The following is a 17,239-nucleotide window of genomic DNA, read 5'->3' on the forward strand; positions in this document are numbered from 1 at the left end:
CGATTGATTATCTTCTTTAGCCTTAGCTAAATCAAAACTGACTTCACCATTTTCAGAAGTTGAACTATAATTTTATAATTCATTTAGCACTTCTTCTAAGTCACTGTTTTCATTGATTTCTGATGAAGAAGCATTAATTATTTCGGTAGGAACTGTGGATAATAGAGCAATAATTATTGTTGCCATTAGTAAATTGTTAATTTTTCATAAAAATTACATATCTCCTCTCTGTAAAAAAAAACTCCTTCATTTACAGATGAAATGACAATAAAATACTAATTGATTAATAATTACATTAGTATAATTTTGGATAAGTCTCAATCTTTTTTACAGAAAAAGAGTTTTTTCAACATAATTATACAAATGAATTAAGTTTGTTAAAGTACCAGAAATCCGGAAGAAGACGCTCCATCGAAATTATTCAGCAAAAGAATAACAAAAGTAAGAAATAGATTTTTGAGATTGACTAATATGTATTGACTAATATGTATAAATAATTTATTATTCAATTAACATATATAAGTGGATATAATTAACAAATTAAAGTGTTGAAGAGATGTAATCAGAAAGAACACTTAAGAGAGCTGATGGTGAATTTTATGATTTTTTTAATTGTGTTTTCCCCGAAAATTCGTAGTTTATAGAATTATTCGGGGAGGACTTTAATTGTCAGATAATAAAATAATATTAAAGAATAAGATTTTCAGGCGTTATATTTATGCATATTTGATAACTCTGGTTAATATTTGGGTTATTCCTACTCTTACCCCTATATTACTTAACAAACATTTTGGAATTGGGCAAGAGTTTGCATTTAGTATAGGTCTGCAGTGGTTACCGAGCATTTTATTAGGTCCTATTACCGCATTTTTAATTAGTAAATGGGGACCTCATAAAATGTATATATCTGTAATGTTTTTTTACTCTGCTATTCTAGCTTTATTATCTTTCGCTTCAAATTCAATTCATATTCAATTGTTAATATTTGCTCTAGGAATAGGGCAAGCCATAGCTTCACCCAGTTCTTTAACTTTAAGAGCTTATGTTATACCGATCGGTCTAGAAGTTGCTGGAAACTCAATAATTATTGGTATTCAAAGACTATCTAAGATTCTTGGTCCATTACTTGCTGGGCTATTAGTTTTATTATCAAGTGTAGAGATGTCATTTCTTGTTTCATCATTACTATGTATTCCTTCTATAATTGCTCTCTGTACAATTCCTTTATCGAGGGATAAAGGAAATATTAATAAAAGTAACAAAAGTGAGAAGTCTGATTTTAAAGTTAGATTATTAACATTATATAAAGCTAGTAAAAGCTTTTTGATACATGAGAAATTACTTATGGGGTTATTTGTAACTGCTGTTGGATATACAATTACTTTGGGTGCTTTAAAAATCTATTTATTTTCATTAGCAGATATATTAGGAGATTCAGAACAAATATATTCCTTTCTATTAGCATCTCAAGGTTTCGGTGCTTTAATAGGTGCAATCTTTAGCCAAGTAATAATATCACGACTACAAAAGAAACTAACTTTGGCTAAGATATATGCTCTAGTTAGTATTGCTGAAGGATTAACGCTCTTATTAATCAACATAGACCATAACCTGGTGCTTGTTACATGTGTTCTAATAATAGCAGCCATTTTTGAAACCTTGGCTTTTGTGACATATTTTACACTTCTCCAAAAAAAAATATCAAAAGAAAAACAAGGTATTTTTAATAGTTTGACTATGCCTATTATCGATTCCTCATATTTAATTGGCGTCGTATTATTAGGTTTTATAATTGATAAATACTCTTTATCTTTTATCTTATATATTGTTGTAAGCTTTACCATTTTAACTGTGCTTATGTTTATAAAGCCATTTATTCAAGAAAAGTTGTGACCACTAATAATGAAATAGATTGAGTATATAAAAAAAATCAGACAAAATCTTCAAATAAGATTATAAATAATGTTTCATAAGCAACAAGAGAAATGTAGTCATAAGCCTATATATAGGGTTATGACTATTTTTTATTTTACGATAAGTTAAGGGAAAGTGAAGGAAAGTCGAATCAATCATAGTTGCAAGAATACGGTCTAAAGCCACAGCCTTCCCAGGATTTAATAGGAAAAGTCAGTGTGCAGCTAAAAGATACAACTGGTAATATATTCCTAATTAATTATTGGGGTAAACTAGCGAAACAGAAGAGTTGAATAGCAATACAATAAACCCAATATGTCCATGTCCATTTAATTCTTTCATTTTTATTATTTTTTATATTCGGACACAATCGAGAGCAAAAATTTGCTTATTTATAAGACTCGTGCTTTGTTCGCAGTATCCCTATAAAATGAAAAAAAGAGTGCACATTTTATAATTCGACTTCCATTTCCATATCGCTAAAAACATGTTAACAGTGAAAGAGGAAGATTATCCCAAACCTTTTTGTAAAAAGGTATTGATAATATGTTGTTTCTTCATATACTTACATAGTTGTTGTTAAAATAAAAACCTAAAAACGATATTTTTTTATTGTAAAACGATAAAAATATGCTATAATTCAACTGAAGAATGATTAAGAGAGGTGTTTTTATGAAACATGGTTCTACACTTTTTTTGAAGGTAGCTGTACTATTTATTGGGTTACCAGTCCTAGCTCTATGCCTATTTGGACTAGTTCAAATAGCTAATAATCCAGTAAATCCAGAATATGCTTATATTTTATACCCTGTGTTAATAGGGATGTATCTATCAGTGGTTCCGTTTTACTTAGCGTTGTTTTGTGCTTTTAAACTTTTGAGTTATATTGATAAAAACAAAGCTTTTTCACAAATGTCTGTTAAGGCGCTAAAAAAGATAAAATATTGTGCTATTACAATAAGTAGCTTATATGTTGTTATCCTTCCATTTGTTTACCTTGTCGCAGAGAAAGATGATGCTCCAGGCCTTATTATAGTAGGAATGGTTCCTATCTTTGCTTCAATGATAATCGCTGTGTTTGCTGCTGTTTTACAGCGACTATTACAAGAAGCAATTGATATAAAAACGGAAAATGATTTAACAGTATGAGGTGATAACGATAGCAATTAGAATTCATATTGATGTAATACTCGCAAAAAGGAAAATGAGCGTAACGGAACTATCAAATAAAGTTGGTATAACGATGGCAAATCTTTCAGTACTGAAAAATGGGAAGGCAAAAGCGATTCGATTATCAACCTTGGATGCGATTTGTAAAGCGTTGGATTGCCAACCAGGCGATATTCTAGAACACATAGATGAAGAAGAAATAATAGGTTAAGCATCTGCAAAATTTAAGAATATATAATACGTTATATTCAAGATATTAACATTATTTATTATTCAGCCTATTTTATTTTTATTTGAAATCGAAGAAAGACACTTAAACAATACTAATACAATGAGAAAAGATTCAAACTAATCAATAAATATTTGCTAAAATAAACTTGTAGTAAATAATTGAGGGGGAAACGTCTGTTGAAAAGGCTTATCATGTTGGCTTTATTAGTATGTGGAGCTATTACTCTCGTTAGTTGCCAATCTCCAAAAGAACGAATGACATTATTAGATACCATAACTGAAATTTCCATTTCAAAATCTGGAGGGTATGGTGGAATAGATGAGAATTTTTTCTCTTCCTTTAGTAATTTAGAAATAACTTCAGCCTTCGAAGAAATTATGAAAAGTGCAAAATTAGAAGATGCAAAAATTAATGAGGACAAACCTGATTATGATATATTAGTTAATTATGAAAACGGAGATACACACTTATTACATTTGATATTGGGAGATAGATAAAGGTGAAATCAGTGTATTGATGTATGTTGGGCATGAACATAATGCCTATTTCGTATCACCAGATGCTACACTAGAATTAAGAAAACTGTTAATCACAGAAGAATAGCATTTATATTTTATTATCGTATTAACGAAGTGTTCGATTAACAAATAACTATTAAAAATGGAATCTCCAAATTATGGAGGTTCCATTTTCATAACGAATATCAACAGTAAACTTTAACAGAGCTTCATTTAAAAATAGCTAACATGCATCCTAATAGTTCTATCATGATACATGAGTCCGTAAAAAAACTCCCACTGATTTTTATATAGATGGTACATATTGCGGTTGTGTCTTTTGTTTTTGTGTTGCAACAAAAAGTAAAATGATTCCACTTACAAATAAAATGGTTTTTACAAATGAGAAGTCAGTGAAGCCCAATACCATTCTTAATAATCCTATAGCTCCAATTAATATTAATATGTAACAAAGTGCCAACTTGTTATTCATTCGTACACCTCCATTCTAAAGCATCACAAATAATATGTATGACATTTCCATTTTATCACATATTTCATTTATCCTCAATAAAAACTAGTCTATTATAACTATTTTGAAATTTCTTATTTGGCAAAAAAGATACCAATTACTCATATATCTTAGCAATAGCAAGTGTTATACTATCTTTGCTTGTTTTAAAAATACATATTATGTGAAGAAAGGAATTTTTTATTCATGAAAATTATGCACAAACTCTTCATTTTTCTGTGCCTTTGTGTTGTTTTATTTGGTTGTAGTTCAGAAGAAGCACAATCAACAGAAAATGGTGAGGATACCTCCAATCAAAAAACAGGAAACAATGAATTAACAGATTTAAACCTTTATGAAGAACATGATGGTGTTACAGTTGAACCACTGACAGATGTAGAACATAATCATTATCCACATCAGGAAATTTTAACAGAAAATTTTGTTGCATATTTAGACGAGGATGTTGCACTTGCACAACGAGAATCTACGGCTTGGGCAATGAATTGGAAAACTGGTGAACCGGTTTGGGAACCTAATGGTTATTTAAGATCATCTGCTTATTCCGAATTTAATGCTTATGACAAAAAGCTTTATTATAAGGAAGAAGATGAGTATAAAACAATTGGTATTTCTCTTAAACCAGAAGAAAACACAACAGCTGATATAAGTGAAGAAGAATACTTACAGCATGTTAGTCGTTATCAATCAGAAAATACTAGTTATATGGTAGATTCTGAAACTAGTGAAGATCATGTTATTCTTGAAGCGTATGACAAAGAAAGCTCAGAATTGTTATGGAGTACACCTTTACCGGAAATCGAGTCGATTCTTGATGGAGTAGAAGTGCTAGATAACTATGTTCATGTTGGGGGAGGTAGAATTCCTTATTTATATATTTTAGATAAAGAAACAGGTGATATCCTATACGAAGAAAAAGGATATTATACAGCTGGATTGCAAGTTGAAGATACAATCTATTTCGTAAAACAGCTAACGAATCATACATTCACTTTTTATAAGCTGGCCACAGATACTTGGGAATTGACAGAGTTAAGTACATTTGAAGATGTAGACCATGATTATGAGTATGGTAGATATTTAGAATATACAGATGGTATTTTAACTTATCATATGGCATTTGGAACAATTGGGATAGATACTTCTACTGGGGAACCATACATTAACTATTATTACGACGATGATGAAGGATTTGGAAATGACTATGTTTACACATTCATTCATGGGAATAATTTCTACCTTTTAAGTAGCAGTGTTGACCATACGGTTCTATCTATTTTGGATATTCAATCTAAGGAATTACTAAAACAATACCAATTAGATGAAGAAGTGATTGATATGGCTTCAACCGTTTCTGATGTATATAAAGTCCTTGATAATGACCGTTTTGTCATTATAACAAAAGAAGATGGTATTTATGAATTTGAATTAGCAGCATTTGAGTAAGGAGGGGATTTTTCCCCTCTTTTTTTGGTTCATTCTCGGTAGTGAAAAGAAGTGCTAATATCATATAAAAGCTTATAAATCACTACGAATCAAGCTAAATGAATAAACATCATAATAGGAACCATTATCATATACCCATGAACGTAAAAGCCCTTCTTTTTGAAAATGCAGTTTTTCTAACAGGTGATAAGAACGTACATTATCTAAGTCAACATATGCGGTAATTCTTTCTAAATTCCATTCTTTAAACACTTTTTCTAGAAAGAGGTGCAGCATTTCTGACGCAAAACCTTTTCCTTGCAGACGAGGTAATATGATATAGTCGATTTCACCTCGGTGATGTGTCCTATTGTATCGCTTCAATGTCACTACCCCCACAAATTCTTTGGTATCCTTCATTTTAGCTACATAACGTACTCCGGTATTAAATTCTTTCATTTTTTGATTCTTTTTAATAATGTCTAATGCTTCTTCCAAATTATTTATTGTTTTATGCCCGAAAAATTCCATCGTTTCTTGGTGAGAGTAGCACTTGTACAAACCATCTACATCTTGTTCAGATATTTCTTCTAATAGTATTCTATTATGTTCTAGCATCATTTCACCTCATTGTTTTCCAATAATTAGATTTTTATTATTATATCATCTTGATTTGGCCATTCAAATGATTAATAGCTAAAGCGCCGTTACAAAATAGCTAGTTAGTATTTATATTACTCATATAGGGATTTCATACGTCCTATTTAAAGTTAAGGAAAAGAGAGGAGGGGGAGCTTGGTCAAAATATTTATTGACCCTGGTCACGGGGGGACTGATTCAGGTGCAGTAGCTAACGATTTGATGGAAAAAGATATAACATTAATAATTGCAATGAAAATAAAAGAAAAATTAAGTGATTATGCGAATCTTTCGGTTCGTTTAAGTCGCATGAAGGATCGGACTGTTTCACTAAATCAACGTACGAATGCCGCAAACAGGTGGGGAGCAGATTATTTCGTTAGTATTCATGTGAATGCTGGTGGTGGAACAGGTTATGAAGATTATATTCATACTAATTCGACCAATTCTTCGCAAAGTAGTGAAAGACAAGAGACCATGCATAATGAAATCAATCGTTATATGGATTGGACGAACAGAGGGAAGAAGAATGCAAATTTTCATGTGTTACGTGAATCAAAAATGCCAGCCATTCTAACGGAAAATGGATTTATCGATTCAGAAGAGGATGCACAACAGTTAAAGGATTCCTCTTTTTTAGACAAAGTTGCGCAAGGTCATGTGAATGGGATTGTTCGTATCTTTAACTTAAAAAAGAAGGTAAGAGGAAATATATCACGTGCTGTAAGTGTGAAACCAAAAGAAGAACAATTATCTAATCGTTTAATCGTGGATGGTAGGTGGGGAAGCGAGACTACACGCGCCTTACAACGGGCATTAGGTACAGTGGAAGATGGCATCATTAGTAATCAAGTTAGAAATAGTGTGACAACGATGATCGTAAATGGGATAACATTTGGTAACGGTGGAAGTATGGTGATTCGATCGTTGCAAGATAAAGTTGGTGCATCAGCGGATGGTTTACTTGGTCCTGAAACAATTCGAAGGCTTCAAATGTATTTAGGAACACCAGTGGATGGGGTGATTAGTAATCCTTCAATGATGGTAAAAGAGCTGCAAAGACGGTTAAATGCAGACACATTCTAAAAAAGGCTAAACAAAAGTAATAACGACTATCGTAAATGCCCACACCAAACTTGGTGAAATCAGTAAAATAAAGAGAATCCTTAATGGAAAAAAATCTTGAATAAAGAAGGATGGGGTATAATGGCTTGCAATAAGTGTGGAAGAGTACAAAGTTCAGCAAGAGTCTCTACAAAGAAAAAAGCAAATGCAAGAAAAGAAATTATTGTTCCGAAAAAAGAGATAGTTGGTTGCAGCTGTAACGTAAAAGAACCAGCTATTAAACCAGCGAAATTAACGAATGATTGTGTCGTTGTAAATTCATTAGTAGGAACAAAGACAGTTCAAAAAGTGGCGGAAGCGACATTACCAATTACAGCGTTTGCTGGTTTAGGTGTGCTAGATGATATTGTATCAGTTAATGTAGTTCCAAATTTAGAAGGAGTTACACAAAATGCACGAGTTATCAGGGATAAAGTAGTCAACATCGGTCTACTTCCGGCATCCATTTCTATTTCGATTCTAGGTATTGAACTTCCTGTAACATTAGATACAAGTTTACCGTTCCAAGAGCATACAGATTTTCCAGGAGCATGTCCAGAAGATACACTAACGGAAACTCCATTAGAAATAGAGGGTATCTTTGTTCAGCCGGGTGTACCTGTAATTGGAGCTGCTGGTATTGATCTTGTTCAAGGTATTCTATTTAAAGTAGTATTGAAAACAACGATTACGGTTACACGACCAGTTATCCAAGATGCAAGCGGAAATGTTTGTGATGTTAATCCAAACCGTTGTGAAACGCCAGGCGCTATACCGACACAGACATTACCAGCACCGCCAAATGGTGGAGGCATTTTACCTTTACCATAGGTTAATCATCTAACAAGGTTAGTTAAGACTGGATAGTCAGTACAAAAAATGCAATCAACTGGCTGTTCTTGTTATATATTGGAGAAAGCTATGAAACTAGAATGAACAACGAAAGAAATAATTGCAAATCGCTGCACAGCTCTAGGATTTGCAGTCATTGAAGTATCAATTGCACTAAAAATAAAAGATCTTATGCCATGAGCAGTTCTGCGATAGTTGGAAAATGGCTAGCAAAATTAAAGTTAGTTTCATAATGAAATAAGAGTGAAAGGAAGCGATATAATGGCAAGTAACAATTGTGGTGTTAAAGTTGAGGTTCCTGCAAAACTACCTTTAAGACCAAAAGCGAAAAAGAAAGTAGAAGGTTGTAACTGTAATGTGACAGAACCAGTAATAAAACCAGCACAATTAACCAACGATTGTGTAGTAGTAAACTCATTAGTAGGAACAAAGACCGTACAAAAAGTGGCGGAGTCAACATTACCAATTACAGCGTTTGCTGGTTTAGGTGTGTTAGATGATATTGTTTCTGTTAATATTGTACCGAATTTAGATGCTGTAACACAAAATGCACGTGTTATTAAGGATAAAGTAGTTAATATTGGTCTTTTACCTGCATCCATTACAATCTCTATTTTAGATATTGAATTGCCCGTTACGTTGGATACTAGTCTTCCATTCCAAGAACACACCGACTTCCCTGGAGCATGTCCAGAAGATACGTTAACGGAAACACCATTGGAAATCGAAGGTATCTTTGTTCAGCCAGGTGTCCCTGTAATCGGGGCAGCAGGAATCGATCTTGTTCAAGGTATCCTATTTAAAGTAATCTTAAAAACAACGATTACGGTAACACGTCCAGTAATTCAAGACGCAAGCGGTAATATTTGTGATGTCAATCCAAATCGTTGCGAAACGCCAGGTGTTGCACCGACACACACATTACCAGCACCGCCAAACGGTGGAGGAATCCTGCCATAAAGTAAAAAGACATTTGATGAGTGTAAATTGGCCTGTATAAATCTTCTATACTCGATCAAAAGATTTCAGGTAGTCCTAACATGAAGAAAGATACGGTCTGCTACTATTTTTCTTTCAATGAGCATATATCTAGAAGTGACATTAGCAGATATTCCATTGACAAAGAGGTACCTTTGTTTAATTAGACGTACCAGTAATGTGGGATACAAGCGCTACAGTCATCACCATCATAAGAAAAATATCCTCTTGGCAGTATGAATCAATTGCCAAGGGGATTATTATGGGCAAAATAGTTAACATAATATTATTATGGTATTAAGAAAAAAGAAGTGCGACTATAATAGTGCGCACTCTATATCAGGCAGGAGGTATCCATTTAAACGGTTCGATATAACCCTACGACTTTCCCTAAAATACTAACATTTTCGTAAATTAATGGCTCCATTGTTGCATTTTCAGGCTGTAGGCGAATATGGTCTTTTTCTTTAAAGAAACGTTTAACCGTAGCCTCACTATCTTCTGTCATTGCAACAACAATATCTCCATTTTCAGCTGTGTTTTGCTGTTTAACTACTACTTTATCATCGTTTAAAATGCCAGCTTCTATCATACTATCGCCTTCAATAATCAATACAAATAATTGGTCGCTTGCATGCATTTCGTTATAAGGAATTGGGATATACTCTTCAATGTTTTCAACAGCAGTAATCGGTAGACCTGCTGTAACTTTCCCGATAACTGGTGCAAAAGTAGCCTCAGATTTTGGAATAGTAATTTCGCCTTCTTGTGGAAGGACTTCAATAGCCCTTGGCTTCGTAGGGTCACGACGAATGTAGCCTTTCTTTTCTAATCTAGCCAAGTGTCCATGAACAGTTGAGCTTGATGCTAGGCCGACCGCTTCCCCAATTTCACGAACAGATGGTGGATATCCTTTTAATTCTACTTGCTGTTTAATATAAGCCAAAATCTCTTCTTGCCGTTTTGATAGATTTGTCATATTAAAATCTCCTCACACGTATTATTTATTAAGTAAATTATAGCACAGCAACAATTGTTTTACAAACATTCGTTCGAAAAATCTGTTGACATGAACATTCGTTCGTGTATAATATGGTTACGAACAAAAGTTCTGTGGAGGGATAATATGTTAAAAAATTTATCGAAAGTTGACATTTTTTACTTAGTTGCCTTTATACTAGCTATTATCTTTTTATATTATTCTGTAGTAACTAGTTTATAAAGTAGGAGAGTAAGAAAAATGACTAATGCAATTATTTATTGTCGTGTAAGTACAGAGAAGGATGCACAAGAAACTTCTCTTAAAAGACAAGCAGAAGAACTACAATATTTCGCTAATCAATATAATTTTAATGTGTTTAAGACGATACAAGAGAAACAGAGCGGCTATGAGATTGAAAGAGAGGGTGTCTTTGAAATGTTAGAATCATTTCAAAATGGACAAGCTGACACCCTTCTGGTTCAGGATGAGACTAGACTAGGTAGAGGAAATACGAAAATAGCTTTGTTACATCAATTGAATCGTTTAGGTATATCGATTTACACATTATCACATAATGGTGAGCTTCATTTGTCAGAAGGGGATTCAATGGTTTTGCAAATTGTGTCCATAGTAGAAGAGTATCAGCGAAAATTACATAATGCCAAAATAAGACGAGGAATGAAAAAAGCAGTAAGCAACGGCTATAATCCAGCTAAAAACCTTTCTAATCAACATCTTGCGACAGGACGTGAGCGAAAAGAATTCCCGATTGAAGAAGTTGTTAGATTGAAGGGCAATAAGCTTACGTTTCAAGAGATTGCATCTGTTCTTAGAGGAATGGGTTATGATGTATCCAAAGCAACGGTACATCGCCGTTACCAAGAGTATCAAACACTTGAAAAATTACAAGATGAAGATTAGAATGATAGGGAGTATAGACGATGATGTCATATACTTTTTTTCATTTTTAAAAGGAATGAGGTGTACAATCTCGATGTTATCACAAGATAAAATTGCTCGAATTAATGAGCTTGCAAATAAATCGAAAAAAGAAGGCTTAACAGTAGAAGAAAAACAAGAACAAAAAGAATTACGTGAAGCTTATTTGAAAAATGTGAGAAAATCATTTAAAAATCATATGAAGGGGATGACAGTCGTTGACCCGAATGGGAATGACGTTACTCCGGAAAAACTTAAAAAGTTACAAAAGAAAAAGTAGTATTTTGCTGCTTTTTCTTTGTTTATACAAGAAAATTTTGTTAAACATTGCTGTTTTTGAAGAAAATGCTCTGTTTTTGAATAGAGATACTTGTCTTTGACTTCATTTCGTTATAGGATTATAGATGTGCGTACATATTTTTTTGTATATTGAAAGGGGACAAATTTACGATGGCAAAGCAAATTGAACAAAAGTCTATTAATGCTATTAGAACATTATCAATAGACGCTATTGAAAAAGCTAATTCTGGTCACCCAGGGTTGCCTATGGGCGCAGCACCAATGGCATATACTCTTTGGACTGAACACATGAACCATAACCCGAAAAGTTCTAAATGGTTTAACCGTGACCGTTTCGTATTATCAGCAGGACACGGGTCAATGTTGTTATACAGCTTACTACATTTAGCTGGTTATGATGTATCAATCGATGACCTAAAAGAATTTCGTCAATGGGGTTCTAAAACACCAGGTCACCCAGAAGTTCATCATACAGATGGAGTAGAAGCAACTACTGGACCACTTGGACAAGGTATTGCGATGAGTGTTGGTATGGCAATGGCTGAAAAACACTTAGAAGCTAAATATAATAAAGATGACTTCAATGTTGTAGATCACTACACATTTGCACTTGTAAGTGATGGTGACTTGATGGAAGGTATCTCACATGAAGCGGCATCTCTTGCTGGTCATTTGAAATTAGGCAAACTTATTGCACTATATGATTCTAATGATATTTCCTTAGATGGTGAGTTGAATAAAGCATTTTCGGAAAATGTAGAAGATCGTTTTAAAGCATATGGATGGCAAGTAATCCGTGTAGAAGACGGAACAGATACAGAATCTATCTCTAAAGCACTTACAGATGCAAAAGCAAACACTGATCAACCTACATTAATTGAAGTAAAAACAGTAATCGGATTTGGTTCTCCTAACAAATCTGGATCATCTGCATCACATGGTGCACCACTTGGTCAAGATGAAGTGAAACTAACAAAAGAAACTTATGCTTGGGATCATGAAGAATTTGCTGTTCCAGATGAAGTATACCAAGATTTTGAAACGAAAATTGTTGAAAACGGTAAAAAAGCTGAGCAAGAATGGAATGAACTATTCGATGCATATAAGAAAGCTTATCCTGAATTAAGCCAAGAATTAGAGGATGCAATTAATGACAAACTTCCAGAAGGATGGGAGAAAGAATTACCTGTATATGAAGCTGGTACTCATGCAGCAGCTACTCGTGCTACATCTGGTGAAGTGTTAAATGCGGTGGCTAAAGCAGTACCATCATTATTTGGTGGAAGTGCCGACTTAGCTGGATCTAACAAAACAAACCTAAAAGATGCTGGTGATTTCTCAGCAGCTGAACCTGACAAGCGTAATATTTGGTTTGGTGTACGTGAATTTGCTATGGCTGCAGCGCTTAATGGTATGGCATTACACGGTGGCTTAAAAGTGTTCGGTGGTACGTTCTTCGTATTCAGTGATTACTTACGTCCAGCAGTTCGTTTATCTGCTATTCAAAACCTACCTGTAACATATGTATTAACACATGATTCTATTGCAGTAGGGGAAGATGGTCCGACTCACGAGCCTGTTGAACAATTAGCAGCGTTTAGAGCAATGCCTAATCTTTCTGTTATCCGTCCTGCTGATGGAAATGAAGTACAAGCTGCGTGGCGTTTAGCTGTTGAATCTACTTCACAGCCAACTGCATTAGTACTTACACGCCAAAACTTGCCAACATTACCTGGTACTGCTGAACATGCGTATGAAGGTGTGAAAAAAGGTGGATATGTCATTAGTCCATCAACGAAAGAAACACCTGATGCAATTCTTGTTGCAACTGGATCTGAAGTACAGCTTGCAGTAAAAGCACAAGCAGCATTAAAAGAAGAAGGTAAAGATGTAAGTGTTGTAAGTATTCCGTCATTTGATCGTTTCGACAAACAAGATGCAGCTTACAAAGAATCTGTATTACCAAGCACAGTAAGAAAACGTGTTGGTATTGAAATGGCTTCTTCATTAGGTTGGGAGCGATATGTTGGCCTAGAAGGTAAAATTATTGCAATCGACACATTTGGTGCTTCTGCAAATGGTGACAAGATTATCGAAGAATATGGTTTCACTGTTGAAAATGTTGTGAAACATGTGAACGAATTATTCTAATATAATGGTTGATGGGACAGAGGAGAAGTTCCTCGTCCCATTTTCTTTTTTTAAACAGTAGTTATACATAAGTAGTGCTTGTATTATTAATCGACTTTTAATATACTGTATTAGAGAGAAATTGAAGGAGGAACAAGTAAATGAGCACTTGGATTTGGATTGTATTGCTCGTAGTTGCTTTGTTAGCCGGGATCGCCCTAGGCTTTTTTATCGCGAGAAAATACATGATGAGTTATTTAAAGAAAAACCCACCTATTAATGAGCAAATGTTAAGAACATTAATGATGCAGATGGGCCAAAAACCATCGCAGAAGAAAATTAAACAAATGATGCGTGCAATGAACAATCAAATGGATAGCAAATAGGTTTTCGGACCATATTATAGGGGTCTCTTAATAGTATAAAAAATGTAAGAAACTTATTTTCCAAGCCATTCTTTCTGTTAGAAAAAATGATAGCAGAGAGAATGGCTTGTAATGTTTTAAGCGTATGAGATTGAAAGCCTCCATTTAGTTGAGGGATATCTAAAACAAAAGTTTGTTATAGAAAAACTGCTTTAAAAATTAACGGATAACAATATTATTACAGAACAAGAGAAAAGCAAAATAACAAATATTTCGGAAGTAGACATTTTCAAAGAAAGAATTCAACTTTATAAAGTGAAAGATATCGATAATTATGTATTATAGAAAAAGGGATCCTTTAGGGTGCTTTTTCTTTTTGCTTAACGAATAGAAGCGGAATCAAAAAAAGATATGATTTCCATATTACATGGAAATCATATCAGGTAATTATTGTGATAAACCTTCGTAAATATTGTCTAGATTCCATTTCATCATGGAATAATAGCTATCTCCATTTTCGCCTTCTTCAGCAATAGAGTCTGTAAATACTTTTGAATAAATATCAATGCCTGTTTCTTTCGAGATAGTTTTCATTGGACGATCGTCTACACTGCTTTCGATAAATAGCGCAGGTACTTCCGTTTCATTTAATTTGGTCACAAGATCTTTGATTTGGTTTGGTGTTCCTTCTTCTTCCGTATTAATTTCCCAAATATAAGCAGATGGGATGTCGTAAGCTTTCGAGAAATATTTGAAACAACCTTCACTTGTGACAATCATTTTCTTATCATCAGAAATGGTTTGAAACTTATCTTTCGCTTCTGCATCTAATTCCTGTAATTTCGCAACATATTCTTCTAGATTCTCTTCATAAAACGCTTGGTTATCTGGGTCCTTTTCAGATAAATGCTTTGTGATATTTTGTGCATACACGATACCATTCTCTAAATTCAACCAAGCATGAGGGTCCTCTTTTCCTTCTTCATTGCTATCTTCAAGGTAGAGTGGGTCAACACCATCGCTAACAGGGAAATAGTCTTCATTTTCTTGTTTATTAGCATTATTCATTAATTTGCTAAACCAAGCATTACCACCTGTTTCAAGGTTTAATCCATTATAAAAAACTAAGTCAGCATCCGTTGATTTAACAATATCTTCAGGTAATGGTTCGTATTCATGTGGGTCTTTACCAACAGGGACGATGCTGTGTAAGTTAATTTTTTCTCCAGCGATGTTATTTGTGATATCCCAAATAATTGAATTTGTTGTTACAACATCTAATTTATCGTTGTCAGACGAGTTATCATCACCGCCGCAGGCTGATAATAACAATAGAAACGCAGTAAACATACTGGCAAAAATAGCGATTTTGTTATGCTTTATCATGAACTAACCACCTTTCTTTTAAAGTAGCCTTGTTTAGGCGAAATAAAGAAGCTAATAAGAAAAATGAGAGCAGATGTTAATACGATACAAGAACCAACTGCTATATTGAAGCTATAACCGATAAATAAGCCGATAATCGACGTTATCCCTCCTAAAAAAGAAGCAAGGAAGATCATTGAGCTTAATCTATTAGTGTACAGATATGCAGTGGAAGCAGGTGTAATTAACATTGCTACGATTAAAATAGTACCGACACTTTGCATCGCAGTAACAGATACAAGTGTTAATAAAATCATGAGTAAATAGTGATAATTATTTACTTTCATACCGAAGGCTTTTGCCATATTCGGGTCGAAAGAAGTAATGAGTAACGGTTTAAAGAAAATAAACAATATAATTAAAACGATAATGGCGATAGCAATTGTTAACCATTTATCAAAGTCTTGTACGGCCAATACGTTCCCAAAGAGTATATGGAATAAATCCGTTGAACTATTTGCAACGCCGATTAAAATAACACCTAAGGCAAGAAAGGAACTAAACGTAATGCCGATAGCTGCATCGTTCTTAATTTTACTATTATTTGATATAAACGTAATAATAAATGACGCAATTAAACCTAAAGCAATTGCTCCGACAAAGTAGTTAAATCCTAATATAAACGAGATAGCTATACCAGGCAACACAGCGTGTGAAATAGCGTCACCCATTAACGACATACCTCTTAAGATAATAAAGCAACCAACTGCTCCAGCTACAATCCCGATGACGGTAGAAGTTATTAGAGCATTCTGCAAGAAATGATATTGCAGAATGCCATCAATAAAATTACTGATCATTTTTCTTCACCGCCTTTGACAATAATGGAATCACCATATGTTGCAATAAGATTTTTATCGACAAATACATCTTCCGTATCACCATAGGTAACAAGGTGATGATTCATAAGAATTAACTTATCAAAGTAATCCTTCACTTTGCCTAAGTCATGGTGCACGATAAAAATAGTTTTTCCTTGATTTCGGAATTCAAATAAAATTTCCATGATAATTTTTTCACTAACCGCATCAATTCCGACAAACGGTTCATCTAGAAAAATTAAGTCTGCTTGTTGTACGAGAGTTCTAGCCATAAGCACACGTTGGAACTGCCCACCAGATAGTGCTCCGATCTGTTTATTTTTAAAATCAATCATTTTTACTTTTTCTAATGCATTATCAACTTTTTTCCAGTCTTCATTTGAGATTTTCTTGAACAATTTACCTGATGGATAGAGTCCGAGTGAAACACAATCTTTCACTGTAATAGGGAAAGTGTAATCAATTGCGCTTTTTTGTTCAACATACGCGACTTTTCGTTGTACTTTTTTTAGCAAAACATCATTATAATAAGTCTGTCCTTCACTAGGAATTAACTTTAGCATTCCTTTTATTAACGTTGATTTACCAGCACCATTCGGACCGAGTATGCCAACTATTGAGGGTTCTTCGAACGTAAAGTTAACCTTTTCTACTGCATTTGTTCTGCCATCGTATGTAACAGACAAATTTTCCACTGCAATCATGCTAGTTTCCACCTCTTTTAATAAATAGAGTTCATTGTTTATAATAAAACGTTATACATTTTGGATATATAATATGTCTTTTGGGTAAAAAAGTTTCCCTAAGTAAACTTTAATTAAAGTATACTCCTCGTAAATCAATTTGTAAAGATTACGATTTCCAACATTTAAATTTCTTATCAATATTCATTTTATGTACAAAATAATACAATAAAGTGCACGTTCAAACAGTG

18 protein-coding genes are annotated in these 17,239 nt (G+C 33.7%); 12 read left to right on the plus strand and 6 right to left on the minus strand.

All coding sequences use genetic code 11. The features are described 5' to 3' along the window. Nucleotides 1-666 precede the first annotated feature (666 nt). The 4 genes from SH601_RS13620 to SH601_RS13635 all read left to right on the plus strand — a co-directional run bounded on the left by SH601_RS13620 (nt 667) and on the right by SH601_RS13635 (nt 3,813). A complete protein-coding gene (locus SH601_RS13620; RefSeq protein WP_319958883.1) occupies nt 667-1,893 on the plus strand; it encodes an MFS transporter in 1,227 nt (408 codons plus the stop codon). A gap of 693 nt (nt 1,894-2,586) precedes the next feature. Then, on the plus strand, nt 2,587-3,063 hold the full coding sequence (locus SH601_RS13625; protein WP_319958884.1) for a DUF2975 domain-containing protein: 477 nt from the start codon (nt 2,587-2,589) through the stop codon (nt 3,061-3,063). 10 nt (nt 3,064-3,073) lie between these two features. After that, nucleotides 3,074-3,295, plus strand: coding sequence for a helix-turn-helix domain-containing protein (locus tag SH601_RS13630; protein WP_319958941.1), 222 nt, complete (start codon nt 3,074-3,076; stop codon nt 3,293-3,295). Between the two features lie 197 nt (nt 3,296-3,492). After that, nucleotides 3,493-3,813 (plus strand): hypothetical protein, encoded by a 321-nt coding sequence (locus tag SH601_RS13635; RefSeq protein ID WP_319958885.1) that lies wholly within the window; start codon nt 3,493-3,495, stop codon nt 3,811-3,813. Between the two features lie 307 nt (nt 3,814-4,120). Here SH601_RS13635 and SH601_RS13640 read toward each other — a convergent pair whose 3' ends face one another. Continuing rightward, entirely contained in the window at nt 4,121-4,306 is a 186-nt protein-coding gene (locus SH601_RS13640; RefSeq protein ID WP_319958886.1) for a hypothetical protein, read from the minus strand. A 225-nt stretch (nt 4,307-4,531) separates the two neighbouring features. On the opposite strand from SH601_RS13640, the gene SH601_RS13645 reads away from it, so the two are divergent. Then, entirely contained in the window at nt 4,532-5,791 is a 1,260-nt protein-coding gene (locus SH601_RS13645) for a hypothetical protein (RefSeq protein WP_319958887.1), read from the plus strand. A 72-nt stretch (nt 5,792-5,863) separates the two neighbouring features. On the opposite strand, the gene SH601_RS13650 is transcribed toward SH601_RS13645, so the two are convergent. After that, nucleotides 5,864-6,388 carry a GNAT family N-acetyltransferase gene (locus tag SH601_RS13650; RefSeq protein WP_319958888.1) on the minus strand — a complete coding sequence of 175 codons (525 nt, stop codon included), beginning with the start codon at nt 6,386-6,388 and terminating at the stop codon, nt 5,864-5,866. Nucleotides 6,389-6,565: 177 nt separating this feature from the next. Here SH601_RS13650 and SH601_RS17660 point away from each other — a divergent pair, with 177 nt between their 5' ends. The 3 genes from SH601_RS17660 to SH601_RS13665 all read left to right on the plus strand — a co-directional run bounded on the left by SH601_RS17660 (nt 6,566) and on the right by SH601_RS13665 (nt 9,325). Beyond that, nucleotides 6,566-7,495: an N-acetylmuramoyl-L-alanine amidase family protein gene (locus SH601_RS17660; protein ID WP_413775130.1), complete on the plus strand. Its 930-nt coding sequence runs from the start codon at nt 6,566-6,568 to the stop codon at nt 7,493-7,495. A gap of 120 nt (nt 7,496-7,615) precedes the next feature. Continuing rightward, nucleotides 7,616-8,344: a hypothetical protein gene (locus tag SH601_RS13660; RefSeq protein ID WP_319958889.1), complete on the plus strand. Its 729-nt coding sequence runs from the start codon at nt 7,616-7,618 to the stop codon at nt 8,342-8,344. Nucleotides 8,345-8,626: 282 nt separating this feature from the next. Next, complete coding sequence (locus SH601_RS13665; RefSeq protein ID WP_319958890.1) at nt 8,627-9,325, plus strand: hypothetical protein; 699 nt, start codon at nt 8,627-8,629, stop codon at nt 9,323-9,325. Between the two features lie 376 nt (nt 9,326-9,701). On the opposite strand, the gene lexA is transcribed toward SH601_RS13665, so the two are convergent. Further along, entirely contained in the window at nt 9,702-10,322 is a 621-nt protein-coding gene (gene lexA / locus SH601_RS13670) for a transcriptional repressor LexA (protein WP_319958891.1), read from the minus strand. Nucleotides 10,323-10,583: 261 nt separating this feature from the next. Between lexA and SH601_RS13675 the strand changes: the two genes are divergently transcribed. The 4 genes from SH601_RS13675 to SH601_RS13690 all read left to right on the plus strand — a co-directional run bounded on the left by SH601_RS13675 (nt 10,584) and on the right by SH601_RS13690 (nt 14,080). Beyond that, nucleotides 10,584-11,246 (plus strand): YneB family resolvase-like protein, encoded by a 663-nt coding sequence (locus SH601_RS13675; protein ID WP_319958892.1) that lies wholly within the window; start codon nt 10,584-10,586, stop codon nt 11,244-11,246. A 73-nt stretch (nt 11,247-11,319) separates the two neighbouring features. Beyond that, complete coding sequence (locus tag SH601_RS13680; protein WP_319958893.1) at nt 11,320-11,544, plus strand: DUF896 domain-containing protein; 225 nt, start codon at nt 11,320-11,322, stop codon at nt 11,542-11,544. Between the two features lie 170 nt (nt 11,545-11,714). Next, complete coding sequence (gene tkt / locus SH601_RS13685) at nt 11,715-13,715, plus strand: transketolase (protein ID WP_319958894.1); 2,001 nt, start codon at nt 11,715-11,717, stop codon at nt 13,713-13,715. A gap of 140 nt (nt 13,716-13,855) precedes the next feature. Continuing rightward, nucleotides 13,856-14,080: a YneF family protein gene (locus SH601_RS13690; protein WP_319958895.1), complete on the plus strand. Its 225-nt coding sequence runs from the start codon at nt 13,856-13,858 to the stop codon at nt 14,078-14,080. Between the two features lie 426 nt (nt 14,081-14,506). Here the strand turns inward: SH601_RS13690 and SH601_RS13695 are convergent, their stop codons facing one another. The 3 genes from SH601_RS13695 to SH601_RS13705 are packed head-to-tail and all read right to left on the minus strand — an operon-like array spanning nt 14,507 to nt 17,009. After that, nucleotides 14,507-15,445: a metal ABC transporter substrate-binding lipoprotein gene (locus tag SH601_RS13695; protein WP_425323695.1), complete on the minus strand. Its 939-nt coding sequence runs from the start codon at nt 15,443-15,445 to the stop codon at nt 14,507-14,509. Further along, on the minus strand, nt 15,442-16,284 hold the full coding sequence (locus tag SH601_RS13700) for a metal ABC transporter permease (RefSeq protein ID WP_319958896.1): 843 nt from the start codon (nt 16,282-16,284) through the stop codon (nt 15,442-15,444). The genes SH601_RS13695 and SH601_RS13700 overlap by 4 nt, the downstream gene beginning before the upstream one ends. Next, on the minus strand, nt 16,281-17,009 hold the full coding sequence (locus SH601_RS13705; protein WP_319958897.1) for a metal ABC transporter ATP-binding protein: 729 nt from the start codon (nt 17,007-17,009) through the stop codon (nt 16,281-16,283). The genes SH601_RS13700 and SH601_RS13705 overlap by 4 nt, the downstream gene beginning before the upstream one ends. Between the last annotated feature and the right edge of the window lie 230 nt (nt 17,010-17,239).

The organism is Gracilibacillus pellucidus (genome assembly GCF_033949965.1).
GTDB lineage: Bacteria > Bacillota > Bacilli > Bacillales > Amphibacillaceae > Gracilibacillus > Gracilibacillus pellucidus.

Coding starts and splice junctions, on each gene's coding strand:
- SH601_RS13665 (WP_319958890.1), top strand. CDS start 8,627: ATGGCAAGTAACAATTGTGGTGTTAAAGTTGAGGTTCCTGCAAAACTA.
- SH601_RS13650 (WP_319958888.1), bottom strand. CDS start 6,388: ATGCTAGAACATAATAGAATACTATTAGAAGAAATATCTGAACAAGAT.
- SH601_RS13660 (WP_319958889.1), top strand. CDS start 7,616: ATGGCTTGCAATAAGTGTGGAAGAGTACAAAGTTCAGCAAGAGTCTCT.
- SH601_RS13625 (WP_319958884.1), top strand. CDS start 2,587: ATGAAACATGGTTCTACACTTTTTTTGAAGGTAGCTGTACTATTTATT.
- SH601_RS13695 (WP_425323695.1), bottom strand. CDS start 15,445: ATGATAAAGCATAACAAAATCGCTATTTTTGCCAGTATGTTTACTGCG.
- SH601_RS13680 (WP_319958893.1), top strand. CDS start 11,320: ATGTTATCACAAGATAAAATTGCTCGAATTAATGAGCTTGCAAATAAA.
- SH601_RS13640 (WP_319958886.1), bottom strand. CDS start 4,306: ATGAATAACAAGTTGGCACTTTGTTACATATTAATATTAATTGGAGCT.
- SH601_RS13705 (WP_319958897.1), bottom strand. CDS start 17,009: ATGATTGCAGTGGAAAATTTGTCTGTTACATACGATGGCAGAACAAAT.
- SH601_RS13675 (WP_319958892.1), top strand. CDS start 10,584: ATGACTAATGCAATTATTTATTGTCGTGTAAGTACAGAGAAGGATGCA.
- SH601_RS13645 (WP_319958887.1), top strand. CDS start 4,532: ATGAAAATTATGCACAAACTCTTCATTTTTCTGTGCCTTTGTGTTGTT.
- tkt (WP_319958894.1), top strand. CDS start 11,715: ATGGCAAAGCAAATTGAACAAAAGTCTATTAATGCTATTAGAACATTA.
- SH601_RS13700 (WP_319958896.1), bottom strand. CDS start 16,284: ATGATCAGTAATTTTATTGATGGCATTCTGCAATATCATTTCTTGCAG.
- SH601_RS13690 (WP_319958895.1), top strand. CDS start 13,856: ATGAGCACTTGGATTTGGATTGTATTGCTCGTAGTTGCTTTGTTAGCC.
- lexA (WP_319958891.1), bottom strand. CDS start 10,322: ATGACAAATCTATCAAAACGGCAAGAAGAGATTTTGGCTTATATTAAA.